Below are 13,042 nucleotides of genomic sequence, written 5' to 3' on the forward strand. Positions count from 1 at the left end.
AGTTGTCTTCGCTTCCCTGAATCATCAGCGAATCTTCGACGCTGTAACTGCCACACTCAGGGCAGGTATCTATATCGACTTCGCCCTCAGGCAGAGACTCACCGGCAAATCTGTTAAGCGACACGTGAAGCGGAAATTCTGCACCACAGTCACAGCAGCGTCCTTGTTGGTTGAACACACCCATTACTTTGCCCTCCGTTGATCCCGGGAGAAGTTTGAAAAGCGTGTCTGCTCAGGCGTGAAAGCGACTCGAACCGTACCGGTAGGTCCATTGCGATGCTTGCCGAAAATGAGCTCTGCCACCCCGCAATCATTAGTTTCTGGGTGGTAGACCTCATCGCGGTAGATGAACATGATGACGTCACCGTCCTGCTCAATTGCACCTGACTCTCGTAGGTCGCCATTGAAAGGGCGCTTATCGGCTCGCTGCTCTACCGACCGGTTGAGTTGAGACAATGCAATAACAGGGCAATTGAATTCCTTGGCGAGAGCTTTCAAAGACGCGGTGATACCTGCGATCTCAAGGTTGCGATTTTCCTTACCATCCAACCGCATCAATTGGAGGTAGTCGACCATGATCAGCCGAGGCATACCCGAACGCCGCGCCGCTCGCCGCACCTTGGACCTTAGCAAGGACGGGGTAAGACTAGAGGTATCATCAATAACGAGTCGCTCACCGTAATCATTGATGCGGCCCACCGCCGCAATCACTTTGGGCCAGTCTTCATCACGCAATTGACCACGCATCAAATTCGCCAAGTTGAGCTGGCCCAAGATTGCTATTAAACGAAACATCAACGCATGAGCAGGCATCTCCTGACTGTAGATCTGAACCGTATTGGTTGGCTTCTGCTGGAGGGCAGCATCCACCACGCTGAGCGCGAGGCTGGTTTTACCCATGGAAGGACGTGCCGCGATGACGATCAAATCAGCATCTTGAAAACCACCCGTAACCTGATCCATCGCATCCAGCCCACTGGGGATACCGGTGATGCTGTCACCTTCGTTGAAGTGGTAGTCGATCCTTTCTACCACCTCCATTAACGTCTGCTTCACATCAACAAAATCACTCCTCCCCCTGTCCTGCCCCAGCAAGAAGAGTTTCTGCTCAATGAGCTCCTGAACCTCAGCACTCTTGGCTTGGTTTGAGGAAGCCACGCGGCTGCATTCGTATCCGAGCATGACCAACCGACGAAGATGGGAGCGCTCATGAACGATGGCGGCATAGGTCGAGATATTGGCAACCGAAGGAGTGTTCTTGGCTAACTCTCCAAGGTAGCTCAGGCCTCCTACTTCATCTGGCTCGTCCAATGACTCGAGGACGGTTACCACATCAATCGGTGAACCGCGCACAGCAAGCTTCTCGATCGCCTGGTAAATCAGACGATGATCACGCCTGAAAAAATCGTCCGCGGTAATGACGTCTGCAATGAGGTCCCACGTGGAATTGTCGAGCATCAGGCCACCGAGAACGCCTTGCTCGGCCTCAACTGAATGAGGTGGGGCTAAATCAAGCACGCTCATACTGCCGCTCTCCCTAGCGTTACCCTCTTCGATAGCATCGACACGTTCTGGCTCAGCCGCTCCTCACTCAGCGCTTCGAACTTCAAACGCCAATCGGGAAACAGCTCCATAGAGAGGTCTTTGATGACCTTGAACGCGGTTGGTGAACGGCGATGTGTAGGCAGCCGATACTCCAATCGGTGAGCGGGAATACCTTCAGTGGCAGCACGACGAAAACTCACCGCCGCCGGGATTGTTGTGCGGACCATCTGAACCTGGGGATGGTCCGAAAAAGTCTCGGCTAAAGATTGATAAATCAGGTTTGCATCATTCGTTGCGTCAAGCTTATTGATCACCACATTCAGCGGTGGCGTTACAGCACCAAGCGCTGCCAATGGCTCAAGATCTCGGTAGAGCTGGAGCATCCCGCGGTGAAACTCTCGAGCAGTCAACATATCCGGAGTGATGGGAGAAATAGCCATTTGGGCGCCCAGCAACGCCATCTCCAGGAGGATGGAGCGCGCGCCCTGGGTGTCGATCAAAATCAGATCAAAGGCGCTCTCAAACGCCGGCATCAAATTTTTGAGACGAAGACGGCCGTCAGCTGCGTGCAACAGCAGATTGCTCAACTGGTTGAACGGGTCATTGGAGTGAATCAGCGAGAGATTGGGAATGCAGGTCTGGGAGATGATCTGGTCGGCCCGGGTCTCATTATTCGCGATCAGTTGATAGGTGCCCCCTGGCGCTTCATGCGAAAGCGCGTAGAAAGACGACAGCGACGGCTGATTATCGAGATCAATAAGTAGGGTTCGAAGACCTGCATCGGCGCAGAACGCACCTAGGTTGGCGCCTACCGTGGTTTTACCCGGTCCGCCCTTGGTTGAAACGATTGCTGCGATTTTCATACTGCTTGCCTCTGAATCGAAGGATTAAAGGCAGCTTCATAAAAGTCACGCTATAGACTGATTACCAGGTGAAAACACCCTGAACGAAAAAAGCCTGCATCTCTGCAGGCTTTTCTCAATGTCTGGCTCCACGACCTGGACTCGAACCAGGGACCCAATGATTAACAGTCATTTGCTCTACCAACTGAGCTATCGCGGAATGCGCCGTATGTTACTGATTGAAAAGGAGAAGTCAAGCTTTCTCTAGCATTTGCCGCGATTAATCCGGATGGCCGGTTGAAACGGCGTGCTCCCTGGCCAGCTCCAGCCACGCCAAGGCAGCGGGTGGTAGGTGGGCGCTGGCGCGCCAGGCCAGGGCGATGTGCCAGTCGGTGTGGGGTTCGTCCAGGGGAATCAGGGCGATGCCGGCGTGTTGATGCTTGTGCGCCAACATGCGCGGTAGGAAGGCCACGCCCAGGCCGGCGGCGACCAGGTCGACGATGAAATCGATCTGTCCGCTACGAGCGGTTACCTTGGGGGTGACGCCTTTGCGCTCGCAGGCGGCGAGGATCTTGGCGTTGAGGGCAAAGCCGGCTTCGAACAGGATGAACGGCGAATCGGCCAGGTCGGTGAAGTCGATACGCTTGAAGTGAGCCAGCGGATGGCGAATGGGTAGCACGGCCATCAGCGGCTCGTTTCGCACGGGCTGGTAGTCAAAATCCTCATCCACCGGCAGCAACAGTGCCGCCAGGTCGACTTCCCCCGCTTCCAGGCACTCGCGCAATTTTTTGCTGCCGTATTCGGTGAGTTCGATGTCGATGTCCGGGTAGCGGCTACGGTAGGTGGCGAACATCGTCGCAAACAGCACGCCGCAGCCCACCGGTGGCAGGCCGATGCGCAGCACGCCGCGCTTGAGGCCGCGCAGGTCGTTGATCTCGGCCACCAGGTCGTTGCGCTCGGCAAGCAGCACCAAGGCTCGCCGGTAGGCAATTTCGCCGGCCGCGGTGAGTTCGTTGCGGTGGCCCAGGCGATTGAGCAGAGGCGTGCCCAGCTCTTCTTCCAGGGTCTTGACCGCTTTGCTGACGGTGGACTGGGTCAGGGCGACCACCTCGGCAGCCTGGGAGAAACCGCCCTGGCGTACCACTTCGACAAAGGCTCGTAATGTCCTCAGGTTCATCAGTATTCCCTTGGCGACTGGCAACCAGTGATAAAAGTTGTTTTTATCATGCCAGAGAGTTGCCTATCCTGAACCCACTTTGCCTTGTGGAGCCGCTAATAATGATCATCTCGTCCGCCTCCGACTACCGCGCAGCCGCCAAGCGCAAGCTGCCGCGCTTCCTGTTCGACTACATCGACGGCGGCGCCTACGCCGAACACACGATGCGTGCGAACAGTTCGGACCTGGCCGAGATCAGCCTACGCCAGCGCATCCTGCGCAATGTGGACAACCTGAGCCTGAAGACCACGCTCTTCGGCCAGACCCTGGACATGCCGGTGATCCTCAGCCCGGTCGGGCTCACCGGTATGTATGCGCGGCGTGGCGAAGTGCAGGCGGCCAAGGCGGCGGCCAACAAGGGCATTCCGTTCTGCCTGTCGACGGTGTCGGTGTGCCCGATCGAGGAAGTGGCGTCGCAAAGCGCGCAGGCGATCTGGTTCCAGCTCTACGTGCTCAAGGACCGTGGTTTCATGCGCAATGCGCTGGAGCGCGCGCAGGCCGCCGGGGTCACCACATTGGTGTTTACCGTGGACATGCCCACGCCCGGCGCGCGCTATCGCGACGCTCATTCCGGCATGTCCGGGCCGTTCGCGGCTCAGCGGCGCATGCTGCAAGCCGTGACCAAACCGCAATGGGCGTTCGACGTGGGGTTGATGGGCCGTCCCCATGACCTGGGCAACATCTCCAAGTACCTGGGCAAACCGACGCATCTGGAAGACTACATCGGCTGGCTGGCGAACAATTTCGACCCGTCGATCAGCTGGAAAGACCTGGAGTGGATCCGCGAGTTCTGGAAAGGCCCGATAATCATCAAGGGCATCCTCGACCCCCAGGACGCCAAGGATGCGGTGAGTTTCGGCGCCGACGGCATCGTGGTGTCCAACCACGGCGGCCGCCAGTTGGATGGCGTGCTGTCCACCGCCAAGGCGCTGCCGCCGATTGCCGACGCCGTGGGCGATGACCTCACGGTGCTGGTGGACTCCGGCATCCGTTCCGGGCTGGACGTAGTGCGCATGCTCGCCCTGGGCGCCAAGGCCTGCCTGCTGGGACGCGCCACCGCCTATGCCCTGGCCGCCGACGGCCAGCACGGGGTGGAGAACCTGCTGGACATCTTCGCCAAGGAAATGCGCGTGGCCATGACGCTGACCGGCGTCACGTCCATCGAGCAGATCGACCGTACCACCCTCGTCTGACCCTGCTGGTCGACGATTCCACTTGCCTAGGATGGGGCCAACTGCTCCGGCAACAGCCCCAGCCGCTGGCCGAGGGTATCGTCCAAGTGTTGCCCCCGCCTCCCTGGCTTGCCAAATAACTGGCGCCACTCTCCGGCGACTGTATTTACCGATGGGGACAGTCGCCTGATTTATAAAGGTTTTATTTAATTGAACGAACCTGGCATGAATCTCGCTCTAACCTTATTCAAACAGGCTGAGCGATGACAGGACGTGCGGCAGTACCCAGGGGTTATAACCCATGGCAAAGCGGTCTAAACTGTTACTCATGTTTTACGGAACTGAAGGAACAGTAAGACGCTTGGCACTCGCCACTCTTATCAAGCCTGTAAGACAGCTATGTGCTTAGAGGCCGATCGCTTATGAAAACACCGACCCAGACCAATGCAATTGACTTTGACAGTGCCAAATTGCAACGCCTGGGATTTGGTCAGCCATCCCTCCTTCCGCGCCGCCCCACGACCCTCGCTCAACTTCGCCAGCAACTGGGCCAGCAATTGCAAACCAGCCTGGAGCCGGAGCGTATCCTCGGTGCGTTTTTCCGCGAGGTCCAGCGCCTGGTGCCCTTGGACGCCCTGCATTACCGGCACCAAGCCAGCGACCTGCGCTTGGAGTTTGGCCATCGCGGCCACCATTCGGTGAGTTACAGCCTGAGCCATGAAGGCGAGCATCTTGGCGAGCTGATCTTTCGGCGTAACCAACGCCTGACGGAAGAAGAACTCGGCCAGCTCGAATCGCTGCTGGCTACCCTGCTCTACCCGATGCGCAACGCGCTGCTTTACCGCGCGGCCACCCGCAGCGCCCTGCGCGACCCCTTGACCGAGACCGGTAACCGCATTGCCATGGACCAGACGCTGCAACGGGAAATCGACATGGCGCGCCGGCACCTGAACCCGCTGTCCTTGCTGATGCTGGACATTGACCACTTCAAGACCATCAACGATACCCACGGCCATGCCGCAGGCGATAACGTGCTGCGCGCCGTCGCGGCAGCGATCAAGAGCCAGTTGCGTAACGTGGATATGGTGTTTCGATTTGGCGGGGAAGAGTTTCTGATCCTGCTGTCCAACACCGGCCGGGACGCAGCGGCGATGGTCGGTGAGCGCCTGCGCCAGGCTGCACAGGCCCAGGACTACCGGGCGGACGGAACGCGAATCGAATTGACGGTCAGCCTGGGTTGCTCCACCTTGCTGGCTGCAGAGTCTGCCGAAAGTCTGTTGCGCCGAGCCGACAGCGCGCTGTACGTGGCCAAGCGCGAAGGCCGCAACCGCTTGGCGATGGCGGGGTAGACCCCGCCACCTCCCTTTACATCAGGCTTCGCTGGCGACCCGCGCCTGGCGCTCGCGCATCACGGCTGGGGCTTTCTCTTTCTCCAGGCGCATGCAGCTTTCCAGGAACAGGTACATGTAGTCGTAGCTCTTGCACACGGCCTGACGCAACTCCACCTGCAGGGCCTTGCTCGGGTTCATCCCGGCCAGGGTGCAGATGATTTCCAGCGCTTCCCACGGGTGCGCATCATCGTACTGGGCGTGCATCTTCAGCCACTTCATCGCACGCTTGCGCTCTTCCTCGGGGAAGGCCGCCGCGTAGACACCGGTAGAGCATACGACCGCGGACCACTCCCCCGTTGCGCCTTCAATCGCGTAGTTGGTCGCGGCAATAGCCACGATCAGCGAATCGGCGGAACTGGTGTGCCAGCACCAATGACTCAGCGCATGTAACTCCGGCGGCACGTTCTGGGCCTGCAACTCCTCCAGGCTCACGCCGTGTGCCCGGGCCCAATGCACCCAATAGTCGGCGTGGTTGAGTTCCACGCGAATATTGCGCATCAGCCATCGCCGCGCCATGTCCTCCCCAGGATGTCGGGCAAATTTAGTCTTGGTGAGGTTCTGTGCCATGTACAAGGCAAACTGTTCCACCACAGGCCAGCCACCGATCAGGTAGTGGCGCATGGTCTTGGCGCTGAGCGTGTTGTCGCGCATGCGCTGGTACAGTTCGTGCTCGACAACTCGGCGCTTGCTCTCGCTACAGTCCTGGATGAGTTTCTGCGCCCAGGCGGGGTAACTCGAGGCTTCCATAAGCGGGCCGGTTCTATTGAAAGTGTCGATCACTGTAAGGCTCCTTTTTAAGTGTGATTGTACAGACCAGCAAATGTTTCAGCGGAATGTGCCGGGCGCCTTGAATAACAGAGGCTGCGGCCGCACAGGTCGACACTGCAAGCTATCAAAGGTAAACAATTGCGGTCGTTCAATCAGGTAGCCCTGAGCGTAATCCACACCAATCTCGAGTAACGCCTGTTCGATTTGCGGTGTCTCGACAAACTCTGCAATTGTGCGCTTACCCATGACGTGGCCGATGTGGTTGATCACTTCGACCATCGCGCGGTTAATCGGGTCGTCCAGCATATCCTTTACGAAACTTCCATCGATCTTCAGGAAGTCTACAGGTAAATGTTTGAGATAGGCGAATGAGGACATTCCGGCACAAAAGTCATCCAGCGAGAAATGACAGCCTAAGGCTTTGAGTTCATTAATAAAGCGGATCGCACTGCCTAAGTTTGCAATCGCACTGGTTTCGGTAATTTCAAAACAGATCATGCCGGGCGGAATATTGTATGTATGAAACTTCTCACGCAAAAACCCGAGGAAGTCATCATCACCAATGGTTATGCCTGACAGATTGATCGCACACATGGCCATGGGACGCCCAGGGCGTTCCAACAGGCAACGGGCGATGATCTTGAACACATTTTCCACCACCCAACGGTCCAGGGAGGTCATCAGACCGTAACGCTCGGCGGCCGGAATAAAGCTGTCGGGCAAAATGATGCGACCGGCCTCGTCATGCAGGCGCAGCAGGATCTCGATATGCCCGTCACCACCGTCAGTCTGGCCCAGCGGCGAAATTTCCTGGGCGTACAGGCAGAAGCGGTTCTCTTCCAATGCCATGTGCAGGCGCTGTACCCAGGCCATTTCGCCAAAGCGCAGCGACAGTTCCGAGTCATCGGCGTGATACACCTGCACGCGGTTGCGGCCTTTTTCCTTGGCCATGTAGCACGCCATGTCGGCGGCCCGCAGCGAGGTTTCCAGGGTGGTCGGGGTGTTCCCCATGTGCACCAGGCCGATACTGACCGTGGTCATGAACGGCCGCCCCTTCCAGACAAAATGCAGGCTTTGCACTGTATGGCGCAGGCTCTCGGCGATCTTTTCGGCCACGGCCGGCGGACAGTTTTCCAGCAGGATGCCGAATTCGTCGCCCCCCAGTCGCGCCAGTGTGTCGCCTTCGCGCAGGTCAGACTGCAGCAACGCGCAGATATGCCGCAGCAACTCGTCACCCGCCGCATGGCCGCAGGTGTCGTTGACCAGCTTGAACTGGTCGAGATCAAGGAACATCAATGCATGGCGCCCGCCGTTCTGCTGGGCGGAAGGGTGCAGCACCTGTTCCAGGCGGAACTCGAACTCGCGACGGTTGGCCAGGCCGGTCAGTGCATCGTGGGTCGCCTGCCAGGACAGGTTAGCGATGTATTGACGCTCCTGGGTCATGTCATGCAAGACCAGCACCGCCCCCGTGATCTTGCCGGCGGCGCGGATCGGCGCCCCCACCAGGGTCACCGAGACCGTGCTGCCGTCCAAGCGCTGGATGGTTTTCGAATGCTCGCTGCCACCGCCGAGCTGGCCCTTGACGATATGTTCGATCAGGGTAAAACCGTCGGGCTGGGCGTTGTCATCCAGCAGGTTGAACAACGCAGCCAGGGGCAACCCCTGGGCTTGGGCGGTGGTCCAGTGGGTCAGGGCCTCGGCTGCCGGGTTCATGTAGGTGATGGCACCGTCGACGTCGGTGGTAATCACCCCATCGCCAATCGACTCCAGGGTGACCTGCGCGCGCTCCTTCTCTTCTTGCAGCGCATTGGCAAAAGCATGGCGCTGGGTCAGCAGCTTATGCGTGCGCAACAGTGCCAGCACGATCAGGCCGAGGGCGGTGGCCAGGTTGGTGATCAGCAGCAAACGCAGGATCACCCGCGAGCCTTCGCCCAAGGCGTCACTGAAGGCTTTGGCCGCCGGCGTCACGCTTTCGTTGATCGCGGTGATATGCGCCTTCCATTGCCGCACATCGTTGGCGGTGACCTGGTCGCGGGTGATTGCGTTGTGCATCTCGCGCGCCAGGTCATCCAATTGCACCAGGTAGCCATCGCCGACGGTCCACAGCTCGATGGCTTTTTCCAGGTAGCTGAAATGGCGAAAGTTGAGGTACAGCCAGATGACGCTGGAAACGTCATCCGGGTGGTTGCCACCCTTGAGAATGCCAAGGCGTGCGGCATTCAGATCAGGGGTGGAACGGTCCAGTGCCACGCGCAATTCGTGCCCACCCTGGGGCACGGCAATGGCTTGCTGGTATTTGAGGTAAGTGGTCTGGTCGCGGTTATCGGCGTACAGCGTCAGGTAGTAGATGGCGTCCTTCTGGCCCTTGGACCACAGGCTTTCGCCGGCCACATAGCCCCGCACCGCCGAGAGCACGTAGAGACTGACGCAGCCCAACAATGCCTGGAACAGTACAACGGCGATAAAGGGCCAGACAATGCCCAACAGCCTTGGCGTTCCGAGAGTCCGTTTTTGCTTCATGAAGTCCCTTGCACATGCACTGCTGGGTACGCACGCGAATATCCGCTTCCGATAGCTCAGACTAGGCTAAATCAAATCAACGCACTTGTTGCAAGTGCCCATAGAGCTTGGCATACAAGCCGCCATCGGCAATCAGTTGCTGGTGATCACCGTCCTCCGCAATATGACCACCGTCGAATACTAATACTCGATCGGCCTGCTTAACCGCCGACAGGCGGTGGGCAATGATCAGTGTAGTACGCCCGCTGAGGAAGCGCGCCAGCGCCTGGTGCAGGTTGTATTCGGTGGCGGCGTCCAGGGCGGAAGTCGCTTCGTCCAGTATCACCACTTTCGGCTCGGCCAGCACCATGCGCGCAATCGCCAGGCGCTGACGCTGCCCTCCCGAGAATCGTACCCCAGAACGCCCGACCACGCTGTCCAGGCCCATGGGCAATGCCTTGACGGTAGCATCGAGTTGGGCAATTTCCAGTGCCTGCCAACAGGCCTGGTCACTGCGCTCGCGCCCCATGGTGAGGTTGGCACGAACCGTGTCGTTGAACAGCGCAGGATGCTGCAGTACCACAGCGACGTGCTCGCGAATGGTCTCCAGGCCGATTTCCTGCTGGGTTGCCCCGCCAAAGCGGATCGTGCCGGCCTGAGGCGTGTAGAGCCCGAGCAGCAGTTGCACCAGGGTGCTTTTGCCACCGCCGCTGGCGCCGACGATCGCCACCTTTTCACCGGGGGCGATGGTCAGGTTCAACTGGTCCAGCACCAAGTCTTCGCCATAGCCGAAATCGAGGCCGCGCACTTCGATGCCAACGGTTTCACGCCCGGTGAACGGGTCTTCGCCGCCGGCATATTGCGGCTCATCGGCACGCGCCAGCAGTTCGTTGATCCGCGTCAGCGCCCCGCCCGCCGCGTAGTACGCGTATTGCAGGTTGAGCAGTTGCTCCACCGGGCCGATCATGAACCACAGGTAGCTGAACACTGCGAGCATCTGGCCGATGGACAGGTCGGAAAACAGCACCGTCAGCATCGCCGCCGCACGGAAGATGTCGATACCGAACTGGAACAGCAAACCGCTGGCGCGGCTGGAGGCGTCGGTTTTCCACTGGGAATGGATCGCGTAGTCCCGCACCTCCTGGGCACGCTGGCCCAGGCGCCCGAGGAAGAAGCCCTGCCGGTTGCCTGCGCGCACCTCCTGGATGGCGTCCAGGGTTTCAGTCAGCGCCTGGGTAAACCGCGAGGTACTGTCGTTCTCCAGTTTCTTCAGGTGTTTGACCCGCTTGCCCAACTGCACAGTGGCGTAGATCACCAGCGGGTTGAACAGCAAGATCAGCAGCGCCAGTTGCCAATGCATCCACACCAGGATCGCCGAAGTCCCCACCAGCGTGAGCATGGCCACCAGGAAGCGGCTGAGGGTTTCGCCGACGAATTTATCCAGGGTGTCCAGGTCGGTGACCAGGTGGGTGGTGACGGTGCCACTGCCCAGGCTTTCATATTCACCCAGGGAAATACGCTTGAGCCGTTCGATCAGGCGCACGCGAATGCGGTACACGATGTCCTTGGCCAACCGCGCAAACAGTCGCGCCTGCACCACGTTGAACACCAGGGCCCCACACCGCAGGAACAGGGTCACCAACAGCATCAGGCCGATATAACCAGCAGCCTTCTGCCAACCCAGGGGCAGCGCCTGGTTCATCACCTTGAGCGCTGCATCGCCACGGCCCAGCAGCACTTCATCGACCAGCAAGGGCAAGAGCAGAGGGATGGGCACGCTGCACAGGGTCGCCAGCACGGCAACACCATTGGCGATCCACAGGGATTTCTTGTGGCGCAGGGCCAGGCGGCGAATCTCCGCCCAGGTCAGGCGGTCGACGCGTTTACCGGGTTCTTTGTCAGGCTGATCATGCACAGGTTGCTCGCTCCAGCCATCGTCCCAACAAAGGCGACAGCTCGGACAGCGGCTGATAACCATTGGTCAGCAAGGCCAACTGGCCATTGCGTTCGGCTAGCAGCGTCGGAAAACCGGCGATGCCAAGGTCTTGTACCCAGGTGAAATCGGCTGCGGTGGCAGCGTGCTGCTCGGCACGGTCAAACGCGCCGGCGAATTCGATACGAGGGATGCCGGCTTGCTCGGCCAGTTCCACCAGCACACTGGCCAGGGTCACGTCACGACCCTCGACGTAAAATGCACGCTGGATAAGCCCCAGCAGCGTCCAGGCGCAGTCCGGCGCCAGGCTGCGCGCAGTGACGATGGCGCGGCACGCAGGCTCGGTGTCGTAGACAAACCCGTCGGGCAACGCACCTTCACGCTTGAACGGCTGGCCGGTGGCGTCGGTGACCGCCTGCCAGTGCTCCAGGATATAGCGCCGGGTCGTCGGCTCCAGTGCCGCACCGCTGCCGGTGCGCAAGCCGCCCACCACCAGGTGCAGTTCCACGCCGGCCGCCTGGGCCTGCTCCACCAACGCCTCGGCCACCGGGGCAAAGCCCCAGCACCAGGAACACATCGGGTCCATTACATAGAGCAGGCGCGCAGACATGGGTCAGGCCTCGGAAGGAGTTTGCTTGTAGTTGAAGCCAATCGGGTGCGGCATATTGCGGGCCTTGGCCAGCTCGATCTGCTTCTGGCGGTCAATCGCGCTGCGACGGGTCTTCTCCGGCAGCTTATCCCAGCAATGCGGGCAACTGATGCCAGCCACGTAATGCTCGCAGGCGCGGTCTTCCACACTTACAGGGGTGCGGCAGGCATGACATTGATCGTAGTCGCCTTCGCTCAGGTCGTGGCGCACGGTCACGCGATTATCGAAAACAAAGCAGTCGCCCTGCCACTTGGTTTCTTCCTGGGGCACCTCTTCGAGGTACTTCAGGATGCCGCCCTTGAGGTGGTAGACCTCATCAAAGCCTTCGCTGAGCATGTAGCTCGAGGCTTTCTCGCAACGAATGCCGCCGGTGCAGAACATGGCGACCTTCTTGTGCTTGGCTGGGTCGAAGTTGGCTTTGATATAGTCGGGAAATTCGCGAAAACTGGTGGTTTTCGGGTCGATCGCGCCTTCGAAGGTACCGATCGAGACTTCGTAGTCGTTACGGGTGTCGATCAGCAGCACTTCCGGATCGCTGATCAGCGCGTTCCAGTCCTTCGGGTCAACATAAGTGCCGACTTTCTTGTTCGGGTCGACGCCTTCGACGCCCAGGGTCACGATCTCTTTCTTGAGCTTGACCTTGGTGCGGTAGAACGGCTGATCGTCGCAATAGGATTCTTTGTGGTCGATGTCGACCATGCGTGGGTCGTTCTTCAGCCAGGCCATCAGGCCATCAATGCCTTCGCGGCTGCCGGAAACGGTGCCGTTGATGCCTTCTTCAGCGATCAGCAAGGTACCTTTGATGCCGTTGTCGACCATCGCCTGCAGCAGTGGCTCGCGCAGGGCGACGTAATCTTCAAGGGTGACGAACTTATACAGTGCCGCCACGACAATCGGTTGAGTCATGGGTGTTCTCTCCAGGTGGCTACCCTCGTAAGGGGTGAACCGGATGCAAAAAAAACGCGCCGACTAAGCGGCGCGTTGAGGATTCTAACAAAAAGCCAGCTGCCAGCGGAAAGATTGCTTC

The 13,042-nt window shown here is 59.2% G+C and carries 10 protein-coding genes and 1 tRNA gene; 2 read left to right on the forward strand and 9 right to left on the reverse strand.

The features are described 5' to 3' along the window. Positions 1–183: 183 nt before the first annotated feature. The 4 genes from dnaB to ATH90_RS19755 all read right to left on the reverse strand — a co-directional run bounded on the left by dnaB (position 184) and on the right by ATH90_RS19755 (position 3,564). A complete protein-coding gene (dnaB, locus tag ATH90_RS19740) occupies positions 184–1,524 on the reverse strand; it encodes a replicative DNA helicase (RefSeq protein WP_098467133.1) in 1,341 nt (446 codons plus the stop codon). Continuing rightward, entirely contained in the window at positions 1,521–2,408 is an 888-nt protein-coding gene (locus ATH90_RS19745) for a ParA family protein (protein ID WP_098467134.1), read from the reverse strand. The genes dnaB and ATH90_RS19745 overlap by 4 nt, the downstream gene beginning before the upstream one ends. Before the next feature lie 123 nt (positions 2,409–2,531). Then, positions 2,532–2,607 (reverse strand) — tRNA-Asn (locus tag ATH90_RS19750). A 60-nt stretch (positions 2,608–2,667) separates the two neighbouring features. Then, positions 2,668–3,564: a LysR family transcriptional regulator gene (locus ATH90_RS19755; protein ID WP_034107746.1), complete on the reverse strand. Its 897-nt coding sequence runs from the start codon at positions 3,562–3,564 to the stop codon at positions 2,668–2,670. A gap of 101 nt (positions 3,565–3,665) precedes the next feature. Here ATH90_RS19755 and lldD point away from each other — a divergent pair, with 101 nt between their 5' ends. Beyond that, positions 3,666–4,796: an FMN-dependent L-lactate dehydrogenase LldD gene (lldD, locus tag ATH90_RS19760; protein WP_098467135.1), complete on the forward strand. Its 1,131-nt coding sequence runs from the start codon at positions 3,666–3,668 to the stop codon at positions 4,794–4,796. Positions 4,797–5,197: 401 nt separating this feature from the next. Then, positions 5,198–6,124: a GGDEF domain-containing protein gene (locus tag ATH90_RS19765; protein WP_098467136.1), complete on the forward strand. Its 927-nt coding sequence runs from the start codon at positions 5,198–5,200 to the stop codon at positions 6,122–6,124. A 21-nt stretch (positions 6,125–6,145) separates the two neighbouring features. Here ATH90_RS19765 and ATH90_RS19770 read toward each other — a convergent pair whose 3' ends face one another. The 5 genes from ATH90_RS19770 to trhO all read right to left on the reverse strand — a co-directional run bounded on the left by ATH90_RS19770 (position 6,146) and on the right by trhO (position 12,921). Beyond that, entirely contained in the window at positions 6,146–6,913 is a 768-nt protein-coding gene (locus ATH90_RS19770; RefSeq protein WP_189655696.1) for an iron-containing redox enzyme family protein, read from the reverse strand. A gap of 78 nt (positions 6,914–6,991) precedes the next feature. Beyond that, positions 6,992–9,454, reverse strand: a complete 2,463-nt coding sequence (locus ATH90_RS19775; RefSeq protein WP_034107752.1) for an EAL domain-containing protein — start codon at positions 9,452–9,454, stop codon at positions 6,992–6,994. Between the two features lie 76 nt (positions 9,455–9,530). Further along, positions 9,531–11,348 (reverse strand): ABC transporter ATP-binding protein, encoded by a 1,818-nt coding sequence (locus ATH90_RS19780; RefSeq protein ID WP_098467137.1) that lies wholly within the window; start codon positions 11,346–11,348, stop codon positions 9,531–9,533. Further along, entirely contained in the window at positions 11,341–11,943 is a 603-nt protein-coding gene (locus ATH90_RS19785; protein ID WP_174555886.1) for a DsbA family protein, read from the reverse strand. Before ATH90_RS19785 ends, ATH90_RS19780 begins: the two co-directional genes overlap by 8 nt. Positions 11,944–11,979: 36 nt before the next feature. After that, positions 11,980–12,921 (reverse strand): oxygen-dependent tRNA uridine(34) hydroxylase TrhO, encoded by a 942-nt coding sequence (trhO, locus tag ATH90_RS19790; RefSeq protein WP_098467138.1) that lies wholly within the window; start codon positions 12,919–12,921, stop codon positions 11,980–11,982. Positions 12,922–13,042 lie beyond the last annotated feature (121 nt).

Origin of the sequence: Pseudomonas lurida, from assembly GCF_002563895.1 — a bacterium.
Lineage (GTDB): Bacteria > Pseudomonadota > Gammaproteobacteria > Pseudomonadales > Pseudomonadaceae > Aquipseudomonas > Aquipseudomonas lurida.